This window comes from Roseovarius nubinhibens ISM, assembly GCF_000152625.1.
Classification (GTDB): Bacteria; Pseudomonadota; Alphaproteobacteria; order Rhodobacterales; family Rhodobacteraceae; genus Roseovarius; species Roseovarius nubinhibens.
The window spans coordinates 2075387-2097715 of record NZ_CH724156.1 but is presented as its reverse complement, the minus strand read 5'-3'; the positions used below and the strand labels follow the sequence as shown (position 1 = coordinate 2097715).

The following is a 22329-nucleotide window of genomic DNA, read 5'->3' as shown; positions in this document are numbered from 1 at the left end:
CGTGATCTCCCTTGGTTTGCCGGCAGGATGGGCGATTCTTTGCTGAAAAACCAGCGCTTTCCGCCCATCCCACCGCTGATCCAAGGGCGGTGTGATCGCTCAGTCGCGCTCGATCGCGATGGCCGTGCCTTCGCCGCCACCGATGCAGATCGCCGCCACCCCCCGCTTGAGCCCCCGGGTCTCGAGCGCGTTGAGCAGGGTCACCATGATCCGCGCCCCCGAGGCCCCGATCGGATGGCCGAGCGCACAGGCCCCGCCGTTCACATTCACCACATCGCGCGGCAGGCCCATCTCATGCATGAAGGCCATCGGCACCACGGCAAAGGCTTCGTTCACCTCCCACAGATCGACATCCGACACCGACCAGCCGATCCGGTCGAGCAGCTTGCGCGCGGCAGGCACCGGCGCGGTGGTGAACCAGCCCGGCGCCTGCGCATGGCTGGCATGGCCGACGATGCGCGCCCGGATGTTGAGCCCCTGCGCCTCTGCCGCCGCCCGTGACGCCAGCACCAGCGCCGCCGCCCCGTCCGAGATCGAGCTCGAATTGGCCGCCGTCACCGTGCCGCCCTCGCGGAACGCTGGCCGCAGCGTCGGGATCTTTTCGGGCCGCGCCTTGGCCGGTTGCTCATCCTCCGACACGGTCACATCGCCCTTGCGCGAGGACAGGGTCACAGGCGCGATTTCGCCTGCAAAAGCACCGGATTTCTGCGCCGCCAACGCCCCTTCGAGCGAGCCGATCGCATAGGCGTCCTGCGCCTCGCGGGTGAATTGGTAATGCTCGGCGCAATCCTCGGCAAAGGTGCCCATCAACCGGCCCTTGTCATAGGCATCTTCGAGCCCGTCGAGGAACATGTGATCGACCACTTCGCCATGGCCGATCCGCGCCCCGCCGCGCATCTTGGGCAGCATATAGGGCGCGTTCGACATGCTCTCCATGCCGCCCGCGATCATCGTCTCGGCATGGCCGAGCGCGATCTGGTCAAAGCCCATCATCGCGGCCTTCATGCCCGAGCCGCACATCTTGTTGAGCGTGGTCGCCGGCACCTCTTCGCCCAGCCCCCCGGCAAAGCCCGCCTGCCGCGCCGGCGCCTGGCCCTGCCCCGCGGGCAACACACAGCCCATCAGCAGTTCGTCCACCGTTGCAGCCTTGGCATCAGCCAGCGCGGCGCGGATCGCCGCCCCGCCGAGCGTCGCCGCCGGCACGCCATCAAAGGCGCCCTGAAATCCCCCCATGGGCGTCCGCGCCGCCCCGGCAATCACCACGTCTTTCATGATCTCATCCTCCTCGTTTGGGTCTGAATACCGAATGGTAAGGTTTTAGGTCTAGCCTCAGCCGTACTAGTACCTATGTGCGGAGGTGACATGGAGCTGTCCAGCAATCCGATACCCGGGCCGCCCGGCGGCGCGGGGGCCACGGTGATCACGGTCAATGCCGCGCGCATTGATGCCTCGGTCGCCATTCAGTTCAAGGACGCGATGCGCGGGCTCACCGCGGGTGGCGCGGGCGATGTCATTCTCGACCTCTCGCAGGTGAGCTTTGTTGATTCGAGCGGGCTTGGCGCGATTGTCGGCGCGATGAAGGCGCTCGAGGCCGACCGTCATATGCATCTCGCCGGGCTGACGGCGGATGTGGACAAGGTGTTTCGCCTGACACGGATGGACACCGTGTTCGCCATCCACGCGCATGCCAGCGATGCCAGCGCGCAATTGGCCGGGTGATGCACGCAGATGACTGATGCCAGCGCCCTGCCCCGGCCCCTCATCCGGCCCCTCATGCGGCCCGGTTGAGAGATGACCGATCAATCGGATCCCATCGGCTTTGCGCTTGCCCTTCGGGCGAACCCGCTGGCCGTGCGCACCGCGCTGGCCGACACGCGCGGCTGGCTCGCCTCGCGTCGCTTGACCGAAGCGTTTTGCAGCACGGTCGAGATCGCGGTCGCCGAGGCGCTCAACAACGTGGTGGAACATGCCTATTACCGGCGGCGCGAGGCGGGGTTTTCGCTGGTCGCGCGGCCCTTTGGCGACATTCTCTATATCGAGATCCGCGATAAGGGGCATGCGATGCCCGACCATCGCCTGCCCGACACGCCGCCCCCCGAACCGGGGGAGGACCGGGCCAGCCTGCCCGAGGGCGGGTTTGGCTGGCACCTGATCCGCAGCCTCGCCGATACGCTGACCTATCGCCGCGAGGGCGAGGAAAACTGCCTGATCCTCGGCTTTACCATCTCGCCCGAGACCCGCCTGCCCCGCGACGGCTGAACCCGCCCTGCCCTTGGGACGGGCGCGGCCTTGTTCCTTTGATCCTGCGGCCCAAGGCCCATGACGCTGATCTCCCCGACAGGAGAGATCACAACCCTCAGGGGCGCGGCGGAAAGTTAACTCTGCCGCAAATTGGTCAAACTCTGCCCCTATTGCGGTCAGGAATCACCGGCATACAGGATCCTGTAGCTGCATAAGGCTTCCCTCGGCGCCGCGTTTAACAGCCCCCACCCAGTACGCGGCGTCGAGGTTTTATGCATCTCCCCGGGCTCGCGCGCCTCCCGCGCCAGCCCTTTTTTCATTCGCACAGATATGAACCCCCTGCCCGCCCCGCCCGATCCCCGGATATCTGCGCGGCGGCAATTGGCTTTTCCCGCGCGCGCGCCTAGTCTCCCTCCCAAGACAAGGAAGGAGCCTTTCATGCGAGATTTTCAACGGCCCGGCCGTTCCCCCGTTCTGGCCCAAAACGGGATGTGCGCCACGTCGCACCCACTGGCCGCACAGGTCGCCGTGTCGATTCTCCAAGACGGCGGCAATGCAATGGATGCGGCGATTGCCGGGGCGGTGCTGCTCGGCCTGTGCGAACCGCAGATGACCGGGCTTGGCGGCGATTGCTTTGTGCTCTGGGGCCGCCCCGGCGAGGCGATCAAGGGCTATAACGGCTCGGGCCGCGCGCCCGCTGCGCTCGACGCTGCTGATCTGCGCGCCCGCGGGCTCAAAACCGTGCCACTGCAAGAGGTCGAAGCGGTGACCATCCCCGGCGCGGTCGAGGCCTTCTGCAGCCTCGCCGAAACCGAAGGCAAGCTCGGCATCGACCGGCTTCTCGCGCCAGCGATCCGCTATTTCGACGAGGGCGTGCCGGTCGCGTCGCGCGTGGCCTTTGACTGGCCCATCGCCGCCAGCGCCCTCAAGGGTCATGGCAAGACCCATTTCCTCAACAACGGCCAGCCCTACCGCGAAGGCGAGATCTTCAAGAGCGCGGGCCAGGCCGAGGCGCTGCGCCATGTGGCCCGCTCTGGCAGGGCCGGGTTTTACGAAGGTCCCGTGGCCGAGGACATGGTCGCCGCCCTGCGCGCGGCGGGCGGCGTGCACACGCTCGACGATTTTGCCAACCATCGGGGCAATGACACCACGCCGATCTCGGGCCAGTACAAGGACCATGAGATCGTCGAGCATCCGCCCAATGGCCAGGGCGCCACGGGCATTCTCATGGCCAATATCCTGTCGCGTTTCGACATCGCCGGGATGGACCCCTGGGGTGCCGAACGCGCCCATATCGAGGCCGAGGCTGCCAAGCTCGCCTATGACGCGCGCGACCGGATCATCGCCGACCCCGACCATACGGCGCGGGTGCAATTCATGCTGAGCGAGGATCTGGCCAACGGTCTGGCGGCGCTTATCGACCCGACCCGCGCCATGACCCATGTCTCGCGGCTCACCGAGGCGGTGCATAAGGAAACCATCTATATCACCGTGATCGACCGTGATCGCATGGCGGTGTCGCTCATCTATTCGACCTTCCACGGGTTTGGCGCGGGGCTCGCCTCCGAGACCTTCGGCATCGGCTTTCAGAACCGTGGCGCGGGCTTTACCCTCGCCGAGGGCCATCCGAACGAGCTCAAGGGTGGCAAGCGGCCGATGCACACGATCATCCCGGGCGTGCTGCGCAATGCGGGCGGCATGGTGATGCCCTTTGGCGTGATGGGCGGCGCCTATCAACCCAACGGCCATGCGCGGCTCGTCTCCAACCTACTGGATTTCGACATGGATATTCAGGCCGCCATCGACGCGCCCCGGGCCTTTGCGGCGGGCGGCAAGATGCAGGTGGAACGCGGCTATGACGACAGCGTGCGCGCCAAGCTCGCCGATATGGGGCATGAGGTGGAAATCCCCGAGACCGCCATCGGCGGCGCACAGGCCATCGTGGCCCGGCCCGACGGGCTCTTGATCGGCGGGTCGGACCCGCGCAAGGACGGCTGCGCGCTGGGCTATTGAGGCCCGGCGCGCCCCGGCACAAGCAACAGTGGCGCGGCCCAGGTTAACCCCGGTCGCGCCGCCTAGTTCAGATGGAAATGGAGCGGGTATTGCCCGTCTTCGAACGGCCCGAAGAGATCGGGAATGTCGGGATGTTCCACCGGCACGCCAGAGTAATCGGCGATCAGATTCTGTTCGCTCACATAGGCGACATAGTAGCTCTGATCATTCTCGGCGAGCAGATGATAGAAGGGCTGATCCCGGGTCGGGCGGCTGTCTTCGGGAATGGAATCATACCATTCCTCGGTGTTCGAGAACTCAGGGTCGACATCGAAGACAACACCGCGAAAGGGATGTTTCTTGTGCTGGACAACCTGTCCGAGATTATATTTCGCGCGTGTTTTTAACATATCATTGCAGCCCCTAACCAGTGATCCTAAAGGTTTCAAGGGGGATTTGTCCAATGGAGAAGCCGGGAAAGATGAGAAACAGTCTGTGAACCTCGTCGTGACAGTTATCGGCGTCGTCGCCCCTGTTTTCTTGCTCGCGGGCATCGGATTTGGCTGGATGCGGCTGGGGTTCGACTACCCGTTGCAGTTCGTCTCGCGGCTGGCGATGAACCTCGCGGTGCCGGCGCTGGTCTTTACCGCCTTGATGCAGGCCGAGGCCGATCTGGCGGCGCTGGGCCGGGTGGCGCTGGCCGCCGTGCTGGCGCATCTGGCGGTGGCTCTGGTGGGCTGGGGGCTCTTGCGTGGGCTGGGCTATGACCTGCGCACCTATCTGGCGCCTTTCCTCTTTGGTAACACCGGCAATATCGGCCTGCCGCTGGCGCTCTTTGCCTTTGGGCAAGAGGGGCTCGAGATCGCGGTGGTGGTGCTGGCGATCTCGGCCTTGGGCTATTTCACCTTTGGGATCAAGCTGGTGGCGGGGCGCGGCGCCGGGCTTCGGATGCTGCGCGAGCCGATGATCTGGGCGACGCTCGCCGGGGCGCTTTGCCTCTGGCAGGGCTGGCAGACGCCGGAGATCGTGACCAAGACGCTGACCCTGCTGGGCCAAATGGCGATCCCGCTCATGCTCATCACCCTTGGCGTCGCGGTGGGGCGGCTGTCCCCCGGCAGGATCGGCCCTGCCGTGGCGCTGAGCGTCGTGAAATTCGCGGTCTGCGCCGGGGTCGGCTGGGGCATCGGCCACTGGTTCGGGCTGGGCCCCGTCGCCTTTGGCGTGCTAGTGCTGCAGATGGCTACGCCGGTGGCGGTCACCGGCTATCTTCTGGCCACGAAATACGAGGCCGATGCCGAGGCGGTCGCCGGGCTGGTGGTGGTCTCGACCCTGCTCGCCGTGCCATTTCTGTCGCTGTTGCTGTCGGTGCTGATCTGAGCGGCGCAAAGACGCGCGGGACGCAAAATTCCCGTTTTCATGTCACCGCGAAATGCGCTAAAATGCTAAAAAAATATAATGAAAGCGAGAGGCAGATGAGCAGACGTCTTTACGCGCTGGTATTGTTGACACTTGTTGCGGCCTGTGGCCGGGGCGGCGGCGTTGGGGAATCCCCCGACGGGCTGGACAATGCCTGCACGATTCTCAGTCAACGACCGGGCTATCTTCGCGCCTTCCAGGCGACCGAACGCAAATGGGGCGTTCCGGTGCATGTGCAGATGGCCACGATCTATCAAGAAAGCAAGTTCGACAGCGATGCGCGGACGCCGTTCCGCTATACGCTGGGCGTGATCCCGATGGGGCGGATCAGCTCGGCCTATGGCTATAGCCAGGCGCTCGACGGGACTTGGGAAGAATATGTCGAAGAGCGCGGCCAGCACCGGGCGCGGCGCGACAACATCCGCGACGCCACCGATTTCATGGGCTGGTACATGGTCGGCACCCGGGATCGGCTCGGCATCCCGCTGCATGACGCGCGCAACCAATATCTCGCCTATCACGAGGGGCGCACCGGCTACAAACGCGGCACCTATAACGGCAAGCCGTGGCTGGTGGGCGTGGCCTCCAAAGTGGCCGACCGTGCCGAAACCTACCGGCGTCAGCTGCGCAGCTGTAGCTGATACCCCGCGCCAGACGCGACACAAAGAGAAACCCCGGCCGGGCCGCCGCCCTGCCGGGGTTTTTCGTGTTCCAAACGGATCAGCTGTCGCTTAGCGGTCCCTGGCCGCCCCCGGCTTGAGGCCCGGAATGACGAATTTGTCATTGCTGAAATTGCCGCCCTTGCGCAGCCCGCCGAGCACCACGGTGGTGCGGGCGCCGTCGCCATCATTGATGATCCATTGCCGCAGCTCGACCGGTGAGCCGGTAAAGACCAGCTCGATATTGCCATATTCGGGATGGGCGGGATCCTGCGCCTGCACGATGGTTTTCGCGCCATCGACACGGTGGCCGGTGACCATGCGGGCGCGGGTCAGATCGACATTGCGCGCCAGAATGATCGACAGCGGCGTCCGGTTGAGCGGAAAGCCCTGCGGCGGCTCGTTCGATTTGCCGTCGATGACCCCCACGGTCGAGCCGTCAGAGACCACGAGCGTGCGATCGGGCGGCGCATATTCGAAGCGGACCCGACCGGGGCGTTTGATGATCACCCGGCCCTTGCTCACGGTGCCATCGTCATTGATCTGGGTGAAATCGCCGCTGGCGGTGGTGATACCGTTGAGATAGCGCGAAATCTCGCCCAGCGAGAGCTTTTCGGCGGCGGTGGCCGGGATCGGTGCGGCCAGTGCCACACAGGCGGCCCCGGTGGCCAGTATCTGTCTGCGGTTCATCATCGACTGTTCTACTCCTTCATACCTGATGCCGCTGTTGCAGTCTCTGCTCTGGGCGGCACCTTGAGGCTCAATCTGGGGTCTTGGCCCCTGTTATGCGATATCAAACCCCGCTTACATGGATATCAGCATGTATAGCCCGCCAATCAAGGCCGCCACTGCGGCGGTCAGACCGACCAGCATCAAAACGCCGTCCCGCACCGTCACCGCGAGGCCAATGATGGCGATGGCCAGCATCGGGATCACAGCGGCAAAGGGCAGGAATTCGAGCGGCGGCACCATGATGCACAGCACGATCACGGCCAGCGCGCCGACCATCTGGGCCACCTTGCCGGTGAACCGTGGCAGACGCTCGCCCACATGCCGGTCGAGCCATTCCGCCGCGGCGTGGATCTTGCGCGTGGCCTTGTCGACCTTGTCATCGCTCACCGCGCGGCAGCCAATCCAGTCGGGAAGCCAGAAATGGTCGCGCCCGACGAGGATCTGCGCCGCGATGAGCACGATCACCAGCGCCATGAGCGACGGCAGCCCCGGAATGCCGCCGAGCGGCGACACGACCACCAACGCGGGGACAAAGATCAGCGGCCCAAAGCCGCGATGGCCCAGCGCCTCGACCATGTCGCGCACCGAAACCTCATCGGATTGTTCGCCAAGATCTTGCATCTCTTCCACCATATCGGTGGCTTCATGCATCTCCGCCATGACCCTTCCCCGCGCCTCTTCCCCAAGTGGTGTACCAAGTGCTGTACTCTGGGGGGCAACGCCCGGGCGCGAAAAAGGTTCAGCTCTTTATTGGCGCATTACTGCTCGGGGACGAGGATCTCGCGCTTGCCGACATGGTTGGCCGAGCTGACGAGCCCCTCTTCCTCCATCTGCTCCACAAGGCGCGCGGCCTTGTTATAGCCGATGGCCAATTTGCGCTGAATATAGGAGGTCGAGCATTTGCGGTCCTGAATGACGATCTGCACCGCCTGATCATAGAGCGCGTCTTCGCCATCGGTATTGCCGCCGGTCGACAGGCCGAGCACCGCGTCGATGCTCTCGGCCTTTTCCTCGTCCGGGCCTTCGACCACGCCACCGATATAGGAGGGCGGGCCATAGGCCTTGAGGTTGTTGACCACTTCCTCGACCTCTTCGTCGCTGACGAACGGCCCGTGGCACCGGGTGATTTTCGCCCCGCCCGCCATATAGAGCATGTCGCCCATGCCCAGAAGCTGTTCGGCGCCCATTTCGCCAAGGATGGTGCGGCTGTCGATCTTCGACGTCACCTGGAAGGAAATCCGCGTCGGGAAGTTCGCCTTGATCGTGCCGGTGATCACATCGACCGAGGGCCGCTGTGTCGCCATGATGAGGTGAATGCCGCTCGCCCGCGCCATCTGCGCCAGACGCTGAATGCAGGCCTCGATTTCCTTGCCCGCCACCATCATCAGGTCGGCCATCTCGTCGACGATCACGACGATATAGGGCATTTTCTCGGGCGCGAATTGCTCGGTCTCGAACACGGGCTCGCCAGTCTCGTCATCAAACCCGGTCTGCACGGTGCGCGAGAACATCTCGCCCTTGGCCTGGGCGTCAGCCACCCGGCCATTATATCCCGCGATGTTGCGCACGCCCATCTTAGACATCTTGCGATAGCGCTCTTCCATCTCGGCCACGACCCATTTGAGCGCGACAACCGCCTTCTTGGGATCGGTCACCACCGGGCTCAGCAGATGCGGAATGCCGTCATAGACACTCAGTTCGAGCATCTTCGGGTCGATCATGATCAACCGGCATTCATCCGGGGTGAGCTTATAGAGAAGGCTCAGGATCATCGTGTTGATCGCCACCGATTTGCCCGAGCCGGTGGTCCCGGCGATGAGCAGGTGAGGCATCTTGGCGAGGTTCGCGACGATCGGATCGCCGCCAATGTCCTTGCCGAGCGCCAGCGGCAGTTGCTGGTTGCCATCGCCGAAATCGCGGGTCGCGAGGATCTCGCGGAGCACCACCATCTCGCGGTTGTCATTGGGCAGTTCGATGCCGATGACCGAACGACCCGGCACGGTGGAGACCCGCGCTGACAGGGCCGACATCGACCGCGCGATATCATCGGCAAGCCCGATCACCCGGCTCGCCTTGAGACCCGGCGCAGGTTCGAGCTCGTACATGGTGACGACGGGGCCGGGGCGAACGCTGACGATATCGCCCTTGACGCCGTAATCGTCGAGCACTGCTTCGAGCATCCGGGCGTTTTCCTCGAGCGCCTCATCGCTGAGGTGATGGCGCTGGATGGTTTCCGGGCTGCGCAGCAGGCTCAGCGGCGGCAGTTCATATTGCACCGCGTTACGCTCTTCGAACTCGAGGCTCGGCTGGGCTTCGGCGGCGGCACGGGTCGAGGGCTGCATCGCCTTGCGCGGCGGATGCTGCACGACTTTCTTGGGCTCCGGCACCGGGATGCGCGGCGTCACGGGTGCGGCAGTGGCGGCAACATTGGGTGCGGCCGCGGCGGCGGGCGCATAGCGCGCCTCGTCCGGCTGGGTTTGATAGGGATCGTCGCCATAGGGCAGATCGTCGAGATCGGCCTCGAGATAGCCCGCCTCGGCATAGCCTGCCTCAACATAACCCGCATCATAGCCCGCGTCCGCCATGGTCGGCTCGGCATGGGACATATCGGCATAGGCCGGCTCTGCATAAACAGGCGCGGCATAGGTCGGTGCCGGATGCGGCATCGCGGGCCGCTGTGCTGCGGTGAGCGGCGGCTCGGGCGGCAGCCCGGCGGCCGGGGCGGTCAGCGGCGGTTCCGGCGGCAGACCCCGGCGCGGCGCAGAGGTGTCGAGCACCAGCGGGATCGGCCCACGGCCACGGCCCTTGGTCAGCGGCGCGACGCTTTCGACGCGGAGCGACGGGCTCTGACGCACGCGGGTCTTGATGACATCGGCGATCTTGGCGCGAATGCGGTCCTCGCCCATCGGCTCGGCGCTGTCCATCACGGGGGCCGCTTGCAGGACCGGTTCCGGCGTGGGCTCGGGACGACGAATGAGCGACGGCATCCGGGCGAGCAGCCCGCCGGATTTCTGCGGTGCCTCGGGTGCGGCGGGCGCCGGGGCGGCGCCGCGCTGGGCCACGATGCGCGGCGCGCCATGGCTGGCCTGCGTCGGCTCGATCAGATCGCTGAGATCGCTTTGTTCTTCATAATCCCGCGCCGTGCCCCGGGTGAGACGCGGCGGCACGATGGTCACGCGCGGCTCGTCGCTGATCCGCGCGTCACGCGGGCCAGAGGCCGCCATCGCCGGGCGTGCCTCGGCGCGCCGGGCGCGGCGTTCGGCATGTTTCTCGGCCCCGGTGCGTGCGACAAAGGCCGCGCCGGTCGCGCCCCGGCCCATCATCGTGATGATCCAATTGTAGGTCATGATCAGGCTGACCAGCAGATAGCGGCCAATCCGGCCCAGCTCATCGCGGTCAAAGCCCAGAACAAAGGCCCCCATGCCCAGCGCCGCCAGACCCAAGAGCAGCGAGAAGAAGCGGAAGGCAAAACTGCCGGACATCGGCTGAATATTGACCAGAACGCCAAAGATCGTGTCACCAAAAAGCCCACCAAGGCCAAAGGTATGGACCTGGCCCCAGACTTCGCCGGGGGTGAGCGTGGTGCAATAGATCGACAGCACCGCAATCCAGATCGGCGCAAAGATCAGCCGGTTCATGGCGCGTTCCTGCCCCCGGTGCAGCACAAACCGTGCGCCCCAGACCGCCAGCAGCGCGGCAAAGCCCCAGGCTCCGAGACCGATGATCATGAACAGCGCCGCCGAGAGCTTGGCCCCGAAGGCCCCGAGCCAGTTCTGCACGGGCGCATCCACCGCCGACATCCAGCTCGGATCGTCGGGGCTGTAGGAGCCGAACATCAACGCCACGATCAGGCCGGCCACAATCAGCCCGAAGCCCAGCAATTCCTTGCCGCGTCGCTCGATCACCTCAGCCATGTTGCTGTCCAACAGCGGATCACGTCCTCGTGCCTGATAAGCCATGTTGCCCTCGTCCTCGTCATCTCTGGAGACAGTCACGCAGGCGGATAAGCCCTTGTGCCATCTCGTCTTTTGGAGCCACCAACGCGGCTCTTATATAGTGCTTGCCGGGGTTACCCCCGTCCGTGTCGCGGCTCAGATAGGCGCCGGGAAGAACCCGCACGCCGGTTTCTGTCCAAAGCTTGAGCGCCGCCGCCTGGCCATCCTCGACGGGCAGCCACAGGAAAAACCCGGCCTGCGGACCCTGGTAGCCGGGGAAATCCGCCATGATCTCATCTGCGAGCGCGTATTTCTCGCCATAGGCGGCGCGGTTCTCGATCACATGCGCCTCATCCGCCCATACGGCGGCGGCGGCATGTTGCAGCGGCATCGGAAGCGGCGCCCCCGCATAGTTGCGCAGCTGCCGGATGCGGGTGATGCTCTTCGGCCCGCCCGCCACGAAACCGCTGCGCAGCCCCGGCAGGTTCGACCGTTTCGACAGCGAATGAAAGATCACCACGCGTTCGGGATCTGCGCCCATCTCGCGCGCCACCTGCAAGGCCCCCACCGGTGCCTCGCCCCGGTAAATCTCGGAATAGCATTCATCGGCGAAGATATAGAAATCATGCTTTTCGGCGAGGCCGATCAGATGCTCCCAATAGGATCTCTCGGCCACCGCACCCTGCGGGTTCGACGGCGAACAGAGATAGGCCACCGCCACTTGATCGAGCACCTCGGGCGCCACCGCGCCGAAATCGGGCAGAAACCCGGTCTCTGCCGTCGCGTTGAGAAACACGGGCTCGGCCGCCACGCTCAGCGCGCCGACCATATAGACCTGATAGAACGGGTTCGGGATCAGAACCTTGGGCCGCGCGCTGCCCTTGGCCTCGGGGCAAAGCGCCATCATCGCGTTATAGAGCCCTTCGCGCGTGCCGTTGAGCGCCATCACCTCGCGCTCGGCATCGACCGTCACGCCATAGCGCCGGGCGATCCAGGCGGCAATCTCTGCGCGCAGCTCGGGAATACCTTCATTGACCGGGTAACGGCCAAAGCCTTCGGCATGCTTTGCGATCACATCCGTGACCCAGGCCGGAAACGCGTGTTTCGGCTCGCCTATGGTCATATGCACCGGCTCACCCCCGGCCTCATGCACGTCCAACAGGGCGCGCAGACGCGGGAATGCGTATTCCGGCAGGGTTGAAAACCGCTCGGGAAACATCAGAAAACTGCCTCAGGTTACGGGATCATTGTCGCCCCGTTTCCTGTGAATCTACCTGCCGATCCCTCTCAGGTCCAGCAAAACCACGCGGCTTGCCTCAAATTGTGGCATTTTGGGCGAGACCGGCCCTAATCTGGCCAAAAGACCCTGTTTCCAACCCCTTAGGACAGCGCCGCCTCGGCCGCCGCCGCCACCCGCAAGAGGCGTTCTTCGCCGAATGCCGCCCCGCAGAGCATGATGCCACAGCTCGGCACGCCGGTGGGCAGGCTCATCGCCGCGAGCCCCATGAGATTGCCCACCCGGGTGTTGCGCAGCGCCAAAAGGTTCTCGGTCACGTAATAGCTGTCGTCGGTCAAGAGCCGTTCGGCATTGGGCGGCAGGATCGGCGACGACGGCATCAGCACCGCGTCATAGCCCGCCACCCGCGCGGCCCAGGCCTCGCGCAGAGCGTTGAGCTTGCGCCAGCCCGCGATGTAATCCGAGGCCAGCGCATCGCGCCCGCCCTCGAACCGCTCGCGGATCGGCGGGAACATGACCTCGGGATTGGCGGCGATCGTCTCGCCCCAGATGCCATAGGCCTCGGCGGTGAACAAAAGCCCCGAGAGCGGCATCGCCTCGGCCACTTCCGGCGCGTCGAGCCGCTCGATCTTGGCACCGGCGGCATGCAGACGCTCTACCGCATTCTCATAGGCGGCACGCGGCGCGTCGCGGATCTCGTCGAGAACCGTGGTCTGCAGCGCCGCAAAGCGCATCCCCTCGAGCCGCGCGCCCCGCAGATCGACCGGTGTGCCGCTGCCATCGAGCGCCGCCAGCATGAGCGCGCAATCCTCGACGCTGCGCCCAATGGGCCCCACCGTGTCGAACCGTTCGCAAAGCGGCACAACCCCCTTGGACGAGAGCCGCCCCGAGGTGGTCTTGAGCCCGACAAGATCGTTCCACGCCGCCGGAATGCGCACCGAGCCGCCGGTATCGCTGCCGATCCCGCAGGCCGCGAGACCAAAGGCCACGCTCGCCGCCGCCCCCGACGACGACCCGCCCGGCACCGCCTCGGGATCATTGATACAGGGCGGCGTCGCCGTGCGCGGGTTGAGGCCGAGCCCGGAAAAAGCCAGCTCGCTCATATGCGTTTTGCCAAGGCAGACGAGCCCCGCCATCGTCGCGTTGCGCAGCACTTCCGCATCCGTCCCCGGCACCCGCCCTGCGAGCAGTTGCGAGCCCGCCTCGGTCGCCACGCCGGCGCTGTCAAACAGGTCTTTCCAGCTGATCGGCACCCCGTCGAGCGGCCCCAGCCGCTGGCCGAGTTGCGCCCGCCGCGCCGCCGCCCGCGCCTCGGCCCGGGCGCGATCCTCGGTCACCACCGAATAGATGCGCTTGGCATAGGGATGGGCGGCAATCGCCTGCAGATAGGTCTCGCACAGCGCCTCGGCGTCGATCTCACCCCGGCCAATCCCCCGGCCCAGCTCTGCCGCGCTCATCGAAAGCCATTCCTGCATGTCCCGCCCCTTCGCGTCCCGGTAAATTCTTGCGTCGAAACGACGCTAGACGGGTTGGCGCGCATGGACAATCCCACAGCTTGGGCCATATTTGGCACATGACGGATTTACAGAGTTTCGACAGCGACATCGTGATCGTCGGCGGCGGTCTTGGCGGCCCGGCGCTGGCCCTCGGGCTGGCGCAGGCCGGGTTCACTGTGACGGTGATCGACGCCGCGCCGCTCTCCGCCCATGAGGCCGCCGATTTCGACGGGCGCAGCTATGCGCTGGCGCTGGCCTCGGTGCGGCTGCTCGACCGGCTCGGGCTCTGGGACCGGGTGGAGGACAACGCCCAGCCGATGTTCGAGATCAAGGTCTCCGACGGGCGCGCGGGCGAAGGCCCGCTCTCGCCGTTCTTTCTGCATTTCGACCATGCCGAGATCGAAGAAGGCCCGATGGGTCATATGCTCGAAGATCGCTTTTTGCGCCGTGCCCTGCTCGACGCGCTCGAGGCAGAGCCAAAGATCACCCATCTCGCGGGCGAAACCGTCGTGGCCCAGTCCTGCGATGCCATGCGCGCCGAGGTGACGCTGGCCTCGGGGCGCAGCCTCACGGCGCGGGTGCTTGTCGGCGCGGATGGCCGCAGCTCGGGCACCGGCGCGCGCGCGGGCATCCCCCGGCGCGGCTGGGATTATGGGCAGACCGCGCTTGTCGCCGCCATCGAACATGACGCGCCGCATCACGGCATTGCGCATCAGTTCTTCATGCCCTCGGGCCCGCTCGCCATCCTGCCGCTGCCCGGCCGGGTGAGCTCGATCGTCTGGAGCGAGACCGCCGACACCGCCGCCGAATTCATGGCGCTCGATGATGCCGGGTTTCTCGACATGCTGCGGCCCCGGTTCGGCGATTTTCTGGGCGACATCCGGCTGCGCGGCAAACGCTACAGCTACCCGCTCGCGCTGAGCCTCGCAGAGCGGTTCACCGACACGAGGCTGGCGCTGGTCGGCGACGCGGCGCATGGGCTGCACCCGATTGCGGGACAGGGTCTCAACGCGGGACTGCGCGATGTGGCGGCCCTGGTGCAGGTTCTGCGCGAGGCCCAGGCGCGCGGCGAAGACATCGGCGCGCCGGATGTTCTCGGTCGTTATCAGCAATGGCGGCGCTTTGATACGACCACGCTGGCGATGACGACGGACCTGACTAACCGACTGTTTTCCAACGACAATCCTCTGGCGCGGCTGACCCGTGACATTGGCATGGGGCTGGTCAACGCGCTGCCGCCGCTGCGCCGCGGGCTGATCCGCGAAGCCGCCGGACTCACCGGCGACCTGCCCGATCTCATGCGCTGACCGGGTTACTTCACGCCCCGGTCACGCACCTTGACCCGTTCAATCCCCATGAGAATATCGAGCATCCGCTTCTGCGGCCCGGTGTGGCCGTGCTGCGCCTCGATATTGTAGTAATCGCCCAGCTGATTGAGCACGATGTAGTTCGAAAACGAGCAATCATTGCCCTCGGGCCGGACATGTTCATAGATCACATTGACCTGCGCCTTGTGCAGCTGCGCCACGAGCTTTTGCGCCGCGCCGTTTTGCTCAAAGGGCTGCGTGCCCGCCAGCAGGATCGCGTCATCCTCGTCGCCACCGCCCGGCGCGGGCAGCCCCTTCATCACCGTGCTTTGCCGCGCCGCGCTGATGCCGCCCGAGCCGCCATTGCCGGTATGGCCATTGGCGTTGTTGTGCAGTGTCAGCACGAACCCCGGCCGCCGGCCCCGCAGGTCGGTGAGAAACTTGGTAAAGATCGGCGCCGGTTTGCGCCGCATCTGGGCACAGGGCGCGGTCGCCTGCGCGGTCGCACCGAAATTGCGGTTCGGATCCTGCCCCTGATAGTCGCGGCTGTCACCGGTCTCCAGCGCGACAAGCTTGCCGCCATATTTGCGCACCGCGTAGAGCGCCGTATCAAAGGCCGAGTTCTCATTGTCATGCAGCAGGAAAATCGTCGGCCCCTGTTGATGCTTGCTGTTCTCGATCACGGTGAACCGCCACGGCACGCCATGTTCGGCGATCTCGATTTCCGAGATACAGACATCCCGAGCGAGCTGCGCCGCATGGCGGCGCACGTCCTTGTCGCGCAGCTGATCCGGCGCGAGACAGCCCTCGCCCGATTGCGCCATCGCCATCTGCCCCAGCGCCAGCCACGCCAGCGCCCCCCATGCGATCACCTTGCTCATTGCCTGCTCCCTGATTGGGTTCATTTTGCCGACAGGCGGAAAAATCCCCGCCCGCAGTAACCATTATAGAGCTCGGCCTCGAGCATCGGCCCGCTGATCGAGGTCGGGTTCTTGGGCCGCGGCGTCACGCCCTCGCGGGTAATCGACAGAAAGCTGTTGTCGCTGATCGTGCCGCGCCACGTATGCCCGCCGGAGGTAAAGGTGATATGGCCCCGCTCCAGATAGGCATCGCCCGAGTAATACGGTTTGCAGATCCGCGCCTTGGCCCCGCTATAGCTGCCGTGATAGCCGCGTTCGAACCGGAACACCCCGGAGAGAAGATTGCCGCCCACCTGACTGCCGCCGGGCACCGCGTCATCGGGCTTGCCCGCGCAGTATTTCTCAACCACCGCCTGGCTCGTCTCGCCCTCGACAAAGCCGGGGTTCATCCGCGCAAAAGCCGCCAGCGCCTTGTGCTGCCCACAGCTCAGCGATGCGCCACCCTCGGCGGTGGCCATCTGGGTCTGGCTCGGTGCGGTGCCCCCGGCGCTGGTCCCGGCCGAGTTGTGGCAGAGCTTGTTCAACTCATCGATCGTGTATTTGCCAATGTCGGCGCTGCCGAGCGTCGGACAGCCCACGTTCATCTTGAACTGTTGCGCCTCTCCCGGCCCCGCCCAAAGCCCGGCCCAGAGCCCGGCCAAGGCCAGCCCCGCGAGCCCCAGAAATTTACTCATCGCATTTCGCTTGTGAAACATAGGCAATCCCCACGCTTGAAAGTGTAATTTCGTCTGTCGTTTCCGTCAAAAACCCCTGTCGGAAGGATATGAACCGTTCTGCCTTGCGGCCATGGTGAATATCCGCCCCCGCCAACTCATCCCCAAGATCGTAGAACATTTCTGTCAGATTGCGGGCATCGACATTATATTTCTTCGCCCGCCAGCCCATATAGCCCCCGGCCAGAAAATCTGCGTGCAATTCGATACATTTGACGCGGTGCGGGTTGGTCTCGACCAGCATGTTGAGCAGCCCGTGCTTGGCCTGAAACGCATGTGCCGCCTCATGGGCGAGCACCGCAATCGCCCGGTTGATGTTGCCGGGCGGGTTGGCGATATCGAGGAAAAACTCGCTCCCCACCACGAGATAATTGCCCTGCACATCGTAATAGGCGCCGTATTCCTCGTCATCCATGCAGAAGGCGTCAAAGCGGAAGTTGAAAAACTCCTCGATATCCCCCCGCGCGCCTAGAAGGATCTGGCGCATGATGTCGCTCTCGATCTCATCCGCCGGATATTGAAACTCTCCCCCGCATCCCGTCTGGGCCGAGGCCCCCTGCCCTGCGCCAAGGAACGTGACGCTCAGCACGGCCCAGAACGCCCAGGAGAGATATGCGCGCCGCCGCGCCATCGTCTCAATGCGCCTCGACCGTGCTGAAAATCCAGTCACGGTGGTCCGAGACCCGGGCATAGACCCCGGGGAACCCTTTCCAGGCACAGCCCTTGCCAAAGCTCACGACACCCACCTGCAAGAACCCGGTCGGCCCGTCGCGCACGATCAACGGCCCGCCGCTGTCGCCCTGACAGCTGTCCTTGCCACCCTCTTCATAGCCCGCGCAGAGATGCGGCCCCTGCCCCGGCCGGATGCCCGGACCATAGCCCTTGCGGCAGGTCTCGGTCGGCAATTGCCGCACATTCACCGCCATCAGATAGGCCGACGCCGCGCCGCCCGATTGCAGCGCGCCCCAGCCCGCCACCTCGGAACAGGTCCGCACATCGGCCAACTTGGCCTCGACCGTTTTCGACGGCAGGATCGCCAGTTGACTGTTGGGAATATCAAACGGCTCTGCCAGTTTGAGCAGCGCCACATCATGCAGGTTCATATCCGCCGGGTCATAGCCCGGATGCGCGATGAGCTTGGCAATCCTGCGCCCCTTGGGGTCAAGCCGCCCATCGCTCCCGGCGCGGTGAATGCTCACATCCTGCGGCCGCGCCTCGCCCCAGCAATGCGCTGCCGTCAGCACCCAGTTCTGCGAGATGAGAGAGCCGCCGCAAAACTGCGTCTTGGCCCCCTGATGATAGAGCCCGACGATAAAGGGCCAGTCGCTCGGCTTGGCCCGGTCGCCATTGACGATGCGCAGCACCGGTTGATCCGACTTGGGCTCGATACATTCCATCTGTGCCTGCGCCACCGCGCCGCCGGCGATTCCCATGGCCAGCACCGCACCCATCAGCGCCTTTGCAACTCCGGCTCTCATCCCGCGCCCCCTCATTGCGTGATCCGATAGTCGAGATAGGTGACATCGCGCGCCGCGCATTTCGCCTGCGACCGCTGATAGGCCCCCAGATGCAGCTGCATCTTCTGCCGCGACACTTTCTGCCCCGGAATGGCGTAATCCTCTTCGGCAAGCTGATCTTCCTCGCGGCTGGTCAGCGCGATGGAAATCTTGCCAAGGCCCACGCCCTCTTCCGGCGGATGGTAGAGCGGAAATGTCTCGCGCGTGCCAAAGCAATAGCGCTCTCCGGCGCTCACCTCGGCCGAGGTCTGCCCCTCGGGATGGCTGAGCGCATTGGGGTAAAGCTGCTGAAAATCGCCCTTGATCGGCGCGTCAAAAATCGCGACATAGCCCGATTGCTGCGGCACGAAACACAGCACCAAGAGCTCATTGACGCGAAAGCTCGGCTTCGAGGTCTGCTGCCCCGCCTCAAACTCGGCAAGCCCGGTCATAAAGGCGTCGATACATCTGGCCTCTGCCGCCAGCGGCGCGGTGGCCAGCATCCCGGCCGTGATCCATCCGGTCACTCTCAACATCAGCACCTCCTACTCTGCGCCCGAAGGCATCATCACGATCTCGACCGTCTCTTGCGGCATGGCGGCAATCTCTGTCTTGCCGCGCAGCACATGGCCCGCCGCCGAATGCAGCGTGGCGGTGATCTCCAACGGGAATTGCGCCTCGGCCCCGACCGGCAGGCTCACCGCATAAGGCGGGCCATAGCGGCCGGTATAGATGCTGCGCGTCACCGTGCCGCCCGGCCCCTTGGCCACCAGGTCGAGCTTGGACCCAGTCGGCACCAGCAGACGCACGAGATAGGTCACGCTGAGATCAATCTGGGTCCGAGTCTCGGTCACATCGCTATCCCGCACAGTCGCCGCACTGCCCGCCGTGGCGGCAGGCTTGGCCGGTGTCGTCGCTGGTTTGCTGGCAGCTTTACTGGCCGGCTTCGCCACTGGTTTCGCGGCTGATTTAGACCCTGCCTGTGTCACCGGCTTGACGGGCGTCGCAGGCGCGTCGCCCTCGTCTGCGGTCGCGGCGATGGCACTGCCATCGCCCTGCGTATCGGGATAAATCCCGCCGATCATACAGGCCTGCAGCAGGATCAGCGCCAGACCGGCCACGGCGATCCGTCCGATCCCACCCATTCCAAACACCCGTTGCCCCATGCCCGCTCCTTGAAAATCTCTCGGCGTTCCATCACTGGTCGTCGCAATCGTCTTATCAATCATCGTCATGTCCGGTGCCTTTCGTGGCCCTGCATGTCACGTTACAGGGATCAGACTAGGCCAAGTGCCAAATGCACTCAATCCGGGGTGGGCCAGCAAGATATCAGCAGCCCAACTATAAATTAGGTGCCCAGCCAGACTTGAATCGGCGCCCTAATTCCTGTTCCTACAGGGGCATGACACCGACAACCGACATACGCACCCTTGAGAGCTTGCGCCGAGCCAAGACAGAATTCCACAATAAACTCTGTCAAAATTCGGCCGATCCCGATCCTTTGCTGCTCAAATCCCTGCGCAGCGAGAATACTTTCGTGCTCTCGGAATTCCTCTTTCTGCTCGAGGCCTTCGATCTTTTGTCCGATCCGGCACGGCTCGAAACCTATATCGAGGCCCATAACCGGCAGTTGCAGGCGCTGATCGACAACCGCGAGGAACGCCGCCTTCTGGGGCTCGAAGTGCCACGTCTCAATCGCGGGCTTTTCTCTGCCATTCAGCTCCACAAGGCCAAGGCAAACCTCCTCTCCGCCACCCCCGGGCTCGATCAGGCGGACATCCAGCGCCTGACGATCTTGCTGTTTTCCCCCGAAACCGGGCGGCGGGTGATCGAGGCGCTGGAACAGGCCGGTTATATCAGCCGCTTGGAAACTCCGTATTTTTCCAAGATTATCCGCTCCAAAGGGGTCGTCGAGCGGTATTTTTCCGAGTATCTGGACCAGATTCGCAAAAATGTTGGCGCCACCAAATCCGGCCCCACCGGCTGACAAGACACGAACAAAGGATGCCCAGGCCATGAAACATCTCTTGACCGCAAGCCTCGTGGCTCTGTCTCTCACCGCAGGCGCCGCCCAGGCGAACCCCTGCGTCGCGCTCGATTTCGATCTCAAGATCGCCGTGCAGGATGCGTTGATGGGGGCCGAGGACCCGCGCGTGTCGCGGCTCGCGGGCTATCTCAACGATTCCTTCTACAATGATCTCTCCTGCCGGATGACCCTGACCTATACCGGCGAGGCGCTGCAGGCGCTGCTCGGCAACCCGCCCGAGCTGATGAAGGCCGCGCTCACCATGCCCGCGCCGCGCAATCAGTCCGACGCGCTCATCCTCATCCTGCAGGCGATGCAGGCCACCGTCGACGAGCTGCCCGGCTGATCAGCCCTCGCCGACGAGGATCGCAGAGACCTTGAGCGCGCGCTGCGCATTGCCCTCGACCTTGAGCTTGCGGGTCATGAAGGCCGTCACCGGGTTCTGATCGCCGCTCAGGATCGCACGAAACACCTCGTCGCGCGCCATGAGCACCACATCGGCCTCTTCTGCCCCCGCCCGTGCGCCCGTCTCGTCGAGCATCACGCTGCCTTCCCCCTCGATATCGAGCCGCGCCACACCCTTGATCGCGCCCTGCGCGCGGGGGGTCAAAAGGCTCACATATTCATCAATGATCTGGGACATGGGCGGGCTCCTCGGGCGCGTCTCTCGGCACGGGCATAGCCTGCCCCGCCGCGCCGCCCCCGGCAATCCGTGACCCTGCGTTACGCGCCCTCTTTCGGCGCCCAGCGGTCAAGCGCCGCCTCATCTTCCTCCTTGGCCGCGACCCATTGCGCGCCCTCGGAGAGATGCTCTTTCTTCCAGAACGGCGCGCGGGATTTGAGGAAATCCATCAGAAATTCCGCCGCCTCGAACGCCGCCACCCGGTGCCGCGCGGCGGTGGCCACCATCATGATCATCTCATCGGGTCCAAGCCGCCCGTGCCGATGAATGATGAGCGCATCACCCAGATCCCACCGCGCCTGCGCCTCTTCGGCAATCTTGCGCAGCGCCGCCTCGGTCATGCCGGGGTAATGCTCGATCTCCATATGGGCCATGCCCCCCGGCAGATCGCGCACGATGCCGGTAAAGGTGACCACCGCGCCCATGCCCCGCTGCCGCGCGGCAAAGGCTTCGGCCTCGGCACCAAAGGCAAAAGGGCTCTCCTGGACGCGAATATCCATCGGCCTAGCCGCCGGTCATCGGTGGAAAGAACGCCACCTCGCGCGCACCCGTCAGGCTCGCGTCGAAATCGGTGAGCTCTTGATCCACCGCCACGCGCAGCGCGCCCTCATCGGCAAAGGCCGCCTCATAGCGCGGCTCGCGCGCCTTGAGCTCGGCCACCAGCTCGCGCACTGTGGCGGCCCCGGTCTCGACCCGCTCTTTCGGCAGGCCGACCCGCTCGCGCACCCAGGCGAAATACAGAACGTCCATCATGCGTCCTCCTTCAGATAGGGCACAGACTTGCGGAAGTAATCATAGCCCGTGATCAGCGTCAGCGCCGCCGCCAGCCACAAGAGCCACAGCCCCAGCCGCCCGGCCCAGATCATCCCCTCATATTTCCACCACAGGCCAAGAAGATCCTCTTCACGCCCCGCGAGGATTTCCGCGACCATCGCCTCATCCATGCCAAAGACCGACATGCCAAGATAATGCTCGAAGACGCCCTGCGCAAAGAGACAGGCAATCGCCACCATCTGCGCCGTGGTCTTCCATTTCGCGAGCTTCGTGACCTTGAGCGTCCCGGCCACATCGCCGAGATACTCGCGCAGGCCCGAGACGAACACTTCGCGGAACACGATAAAGGTCGCCGGCAGCACCAGCCAGGGTGACATCGAGGAATAGCCGACGATCACCATCAGCGCGATCAACACCATCGCCTTGTCGGCAATCGGGTCGAGCATCGCGCCAAGCTTGCTCTCCTGCGCCCAGCTCCGCGCCAGGTAGCCATCGAACCAATCGGTGATCGCCGCCCCCACAAAGAGGATGAGGGCAAACCAATCCGCCCAGGGCCGATGGAAATAGAGAAACATCACCGCAATCGCGGGGGCCGCCAAAAGACGCAGGATCGTCAGGATGTTGGGGATCGTCATGCTCATACCGCCTGTCTACCCCGGCAACCGGAACGGGGAAAGCCCGTTTCTCGCACGCCCTCCGATCC

General features: G+C 64.7%; 25 protein-coding genes. 8 read left to right on the top strand and 17 right to left on the bottom strand.

Going from position 1 to position 22329, the window contains the following annotated elements; translation table 11 throughout:
• Positions 1–99: 99 nt before the first annotated feature.
• A complete protein-coding gene (locus tag ISM_RS10035; RefSeq protein ID WP_009814044.1) occupies positions 100–1272 on the bottom strand; it encodes a thiolase family protein in 1173 nt (390 codons plus the stop codon).
• Between the two features lie 90 nt (positions 1273–1362).
• On the opposite strand from ISM_RS10035, the gene ISM_RS10030 reads away from it, so the two are divergent.
• The 3 genes from ISM_RS10030 (at position 1363) to ISM_RS10020 (ending at position 4254) form a co-directional block, all read left to right on the top strand.
• Positions 1363–1719 carry an STAS domain-containing protein gene (locus ISM_RS10030; protein ID WP_009814043.1) on the top strand — a complete coding sequence of 119 codons (357 nt, stop codon included), beginning with the start codon at positions 1363–1365 and terminating at the stop codon, positions 1717–1719.
• Positions 1720–1791: 72 nt separating this feature from the next.
• On the top strand, positions 1792–2259 hold the full coding sequence (locus ISM_RS10025) for an ATP-binding protein (protein WP_009814042.1): 468 nt from the start codon (positions 1792–1794) through the stop codon (positions 2257–2259).
• 420 nt (positions 2260–2679) lie between these two features.
• Positions 2680–4254: a gamma-glutamyltransferase family protein gene (locus tag ISM_RS10020; protein ID WP_040618007.1), complete on the top strand. Its 1575-nt coding sequence runs from the start codon at positions 2680–2682 to the stop codon at positions 4252–4254.
• Between the two features lie 62 nt (positions 4255–4316).
• Here ISM_RS10020 and hspQ read toward each other — a convergent pair whose 3' ends face one another.
• Positions 4317–4643, bottom strand: a complete 327-nt coding sequence (hspQ, locus tag ISM_RS10015; protein WP_009814040.1) for a heat shock protein HspQ — start codon at positions 4641–4643, stop codon at positions 4317–4319.
• Between the two features lie 85 nt (positions 4644–4728).
• Here hspQ and ISM_RS10010 point away from each other — a divergent pair, with 85 nt between their 5' ends.
• Positions 4729–5610 carry an AEC family transporter gene (locus ISM_RS10010; protein ID WP_009814039.1) on the top strand — a complete coding sequence of 294 codons (882 nt, stop codon included), beginning with the start codon at positions 4729–4731 and terminating at the stop codon, positions 5608–5610.
• Between the two features lie 95 nt (positions 5611–5705).
• Entirely contained in the window at positions 5706–6290 is a 585-nt protein-coding gene (locus ISM_RS10005) for a transglycosylase SLT domain-containing protein (protein WP_040618446.1), read from the top strand.
• A gap of 90 nt (positions 6291–6380) precedes the next feature.
• Here the strand turns inward: ISM_RS10005 and ISM_RS10000 are convergent, their stop codons facing one another.
• The 5 genes from ISM_RS10000 to ISM_RS09980 all read right to left on the bottom strand — a co-directional run bounded on the left by ISM_RS10000 (position 6381) and on the right by ISM_RS09980 (position 13687).
• Positions 6381–7001, bottom strand: coding sequence for a LolA family protein (locus ISM_RS10000; protein ID WP_009814037.1), 621 nt, complete (start codon positions 6999–7001; stop codon positions 6381–6383).
• Between the two features lie 111 nt (positions 7002–7112).
• Positions 7113–7700: an exopolysaccharide biosynthesis protein gene (locus ISM_RS09995; RefSeq protein WP_009814036.1), complete on the bottom strand. Its 588-nt coding sequence runs from the start codon at positions 7698–7700 to the stop codon at positions 7113–7115.
• A gap of 98 nt (positions 7701–7798) precedes the next feature.
• Positions 7799–10999: a DNA translocase FtsK gene (locus ISM_RS09990; RefSeq protein WP_040618006.1), complete on the bottom strand. Its 3201-nt coding sequence runs from the start codon at positions 10997–10999 to the stop codon at positions 7799–7801.
• Between the two features lie 16 nt (positions 11000–11015).
• Complete coding sequence (locus ISM_RS09985) at positions 11016–12194, bottom strand: aminotransferase class I/II-fold pyridoxal phosphate-dependent enzyme (RefSeq protein ID WP_009814034.1); 1179 nt, start codon at positions 12192–12194, stop codon at positions 11016–11018.
• A gap of 161 nt (positions 12195–12355) precedes the next feature.
• Entirely contained in the window at positions 12356–13687 is a 1332-nt protein-coding gene (locus ISM_RS09980) for an amidase (RefSeq protein WP_009814033.1), read from the bottom strand.
• Between the two features lie 98 nt (positions 13688–13785).
• On the opposite strand from ISM_RS09980, the gene ISM_RS09975 reads away from it, so the two are divergent.
• Positions 13786–15015, top strand: a complete 1230-nt coding sequence (locus ISM_RS09975; protein WP_009814032.1) for a UbiH/UbiF/VisC/COQ6 family ubiquinone biosynthesis hydroxylase — start codon at positions 13786–13788, stop codon at positions 15013–15015.
• A 5-nt stretch (positions 15016–15020) separates the two neighbouring features.
• On the opposite strand, the gene ISM_RS09970 is transcribed toward ISM_RS09975, so the two are convergent.
• The 6 genes from ISM_RS09970 to ISM_RS18420 are packed head-to-tail and all read right to left on the bottom strand — an operon-like array spanning position 15021 to position 19310.
• The gene (locus ISM_RS09970) at positions 15021–15896 is read right to left on the bottom strand and encodes a hypothetical protein (RefSeq protein WP_009814031.1); all 876 of its coding nucleotides are present in this window, start codon (positions 15894–15896) and stop codon (positions 15021–15023) included.
• A gap of 20 nt (positions 15897–15916) precedes the next feature.
• Positions 15917–16609 (bottom strand): hypothetical protein, encoded by a 693-nt coding sequence (locus ISM_RS09965; RefSeq protein WP_009814030.1) that lies wholly within the window; start codon positions 16607–16609, stop codon positions 15917–15919.
• Entirely contained in the window at positions 16602–17279 is a 678-nt protein-coding gene (locus ISM_RS09960; protein ID WP_009814029.1) for a hypothetical protein, read from the bottom strand. The genes ISM_RS09965 and ISM_RS09960 overlap by 8 nt, the downstream gene beginning before the upstream one ends.
• Before the next feature lie 4 nt (positions 17280–17283).
• Positions 17284–18126, bottom strand: a complete 843-nt coding sequence (locus tag ISM_RS09955; RefSeq protein ID WP_198011662.1) for a serine protease — start codon at positions 18124–18126, stop codon at positions 17284–17286.
• Positions 18127–18137: 11 nt separating this feature from the next.
• Complete coding sequence (locus ISM_RS09950) at positions 18138–18680, bottom strand: hypothetical protein (protein ID WP_156783364.1); 543 nt, start codon at positions 18678–18680, stop codon at positions 18138–18140.
• A gap of 9 nt (positions 18681–18689) precedes the next feature.
• Positions 18690–19310: a hypothetical protein gene (locus tag ISM_RS18420; RefSeq protein ID WP_198011698.1), complete on the bottom strand. Its 621-nt coding sequence runs from the start codon at positions 19308–19310 to the stop codon at positions 18690–18692.
• Between the two features lie 335 nt (positions 19311–19645).
• Between ISM_RS18420 and ISM_RS09940 the strand changes: the two genes are divergently transcribed.
• Together ISM_RS09940 and ISM_RS09935 are read left to right on the top strand one after the other, a co-directional pair.
• Positions 19646–20131: a hypothetical protein gene (locus ISM_RS09940; RefSeq protein ID WP_040618005.1), complete on the top strand. Its 486-nt coding sequence runs from the start codon at positions 19646–19648 to the stop codon at positions 20129–20131.
• A gap of 28 nt (positions 20132–20159) precedes the next feature.
• Entirely contained in the window at positions 20160–20516 is a 357-nt protein-coding gene (locus ISM_RS09935) for a hypothetical protein (RefSeq protein WP_009814024.1), read from the top strand.
• On the opposite strand, the gene ISM_RS09930 is transcribed toward ISM_RS09935, so the two are convergent.
• From ISM_RS09930 to pgsA, 4 genes are all read right to left on the bottom strand, one after another.
• Positions 20517–20813, bottom strand: coding sequence for an SCP2 sterol-binding domain-containing protein (locus tag ISM_RS09930; RefSeq protein WP_009814023.1), 297 nt, complete (start codon positions 20811–20813; stop codon positions 20517–20519).
• 80 nt (positions 20814–20893) lie between these two features.
• Complete coding sequence (locus ISM_RS09925) at positions 20894–21352, bottom strand: molybdenum cofactor biosynthesis protein MoaE (RefSeq protein ID WP_009814022.1); 459 nt, start codon at positions 21350–21352, stop codon at positions 20894–20896.
• A 4-nt stretch (positions 21353–21356) separates the two neighbouring features.
• Positions 21357–21602: a molybdopterin converting factor subunit 1 gene (gene moaD / locus ISM_RS09920; RefSeq protein ID WP_009814021.1), complete on the bottom strand. Its 246-nt coding sequence runs from the start codon at positions 21600–21602 to the stop codon at positions 21357–21359.
• On the bottom strand, positions 21602–22267 hold the full coding sequence (gene pgsA, locus ISM_RS09915; protein ID WP_009814020.1) for a CDP-diacylglycerol--glycerol-3-phosphate 3-phosphatidyltransferase: 666 nt from the start codon (positions 22265–22267) through the stop codon (positions 21602–21604). Before pgsA ends, moaD begins: the two co-directional genes overlap by 1 nt.
• Positions 22268–22329 lie beyond the last annotated feature (62 nt).

Coding starts and splice junctions, on each gene's coding strand:
- ISM_RS10035 (WP_009814044.1), bottom strand. CDS start 1,272: ATGAAAGACGTGGTGATTGCCGGGGCGGCGCGGACGCCCATGGGGGGA.
- ISM_RS09935 (WP_009814024.1), top strand. CDS start 20,160: ATGAAACATCTCTTGACCGCAAGCCTCGTGGCTCTGTCTCTCACCGCA.
- ISM_RS10020 (WP_040618007.1), top strand. CDS start 2,680: ATGCGAGATTTTCAACGGCCCGGCCGTTCCCCCGTTCTGGCCCAAAAC.
- pgsA (WP_009814020.1), bottom strand. CDS start 22,267: ATGAGCATGACGATCCCCAACATCCTGACGATCCTGCGTCTTTTGGCG.
- ISM_RS09970 (WP_009814031.1), bottom strand. CDS start 15,896: ATGAGCAAGGTGATCGCATGGGGGGCGCTGGCGTGGCTGGCGCTGGGG.
- ISM_RS10000 (WP_009814037.1), bottom strand. CDS start 7,001: ATGATGAACCGCAGACAGATACTGGCCACCGGGGCCGCCTGTGTGGCA.
- ISM_RS10005 (WP_040618446.1), top strand. CDS start 5,706: ATGAGCAGACGTCTTTACGCGCTGGTATTGTTGACACTTGTTGCGGCC.
- ISM_RS09930 (WP_009814023.1), bottom strand. CDS start 20,813: ATGTCCCAGATCATTGATGAATATGTGAGCCTTTTGACCCCCCGCGCG.
- ISM_RS09985 (WP_009814034.1), bottom strand. CDS start 12,194: ATGTTTCCCGAGCGGTTTTCAACCCTGCCGGAATACGCATTCCCGCGT.
- hspQ (WP_009814040.1), bottom strand. CDS start 4,643: ATGTTAAAAACACGCGCGAAATATAATCTCGGACAGGTTGTCCAGCAC.
- ISM_RS09965 (WP_009814030.1), bottom strand. CDS start 16,609: ATGAGTAAATTTCTGGGGCTCGCGGGGCTGGCCTTGGCCGGGCTCTGG.
- ISM_RS10030 (WP_009814043.1), top strand. CDS start 1,363: ATGGAGCTGTCCAGCAATCCGATACCCGGGCCGCCCGGCGGCGCGGGG.
- ISM_RS09955 (WP_198011662.1), bottom strand. CDS start 18,126: ATGAGAGCCGGAGTTGCAAAGGCGCTGATGGGTGCGGTGCTGGCCATG.
- ISM_RS10025 (WP_009814042.1), top strand. CDS start 1,792: ATGACCGATCAATCGGATCCCATCGGCTTTGCGCTTGCCCTTCGGGCG.
- ISM_RS09980 (WP_009814033.1), bottom strand. CDS start 13,687: ATGCAGGAATGGCTTTCGATGAGCGCGGCAGAGCTGGGCCGGGGGATT.
- ISM_RS09975 (WP_009814032.1), top strand. CDS start 13,786: ATGACGGATTTACAGAGTTTCGACAGCGACATCGTGATCGTCGGCGGC.
- ISM_RS09995 (WP_009814036.1), bottom strand. CDS start 7,700: ATGGCGGAGATGCATGAAGCCACCGATATGGTGGAAGAGATGCAAGAT.
- ISM_RS09925 (WP_009814022.1), bottom strand. CDS start 21,352: ATGGATATTCGCGTCCAGGAGAGCCCTTTTGCCTTTGGTGCCGAGGCC.
- ISM_RS09990 (WP_040618006.1), bottom strand. CDS start 10,999: ATGGCTTATCAGGCACGAGGACGTGATCCGCTGTTGGACAGCAACATG.
- moaD (WP_009814021.1), bottom strand. CDS start 21,602: ATGGACGTTCTGTATTTCGCCTGGGTGCGCGAGCGGGTCGGCCTGCCG.
- ISM_RS09960 (WP_009814029.1), bottom strand. CDS start 17,279: ATGGCGCGGCGGCGCGCATATCTCTCCTGGGCGTTCTGGGCCGTGCTG.
- ISM_RS09950 (WP_156783364.1), bottom strand. CDS start 18,680: ATGTTGAGAGTGACCGGATGGATCACGGCCGGGATGCTGGCCACCGCG.
- ISM_RS18420 (WP_198011698.1), bottom strand. CDS start 19,310: ATGGGGCAACGGGTGTTTGGAATGGGTGGGATCGGACGGATCGCCGTG.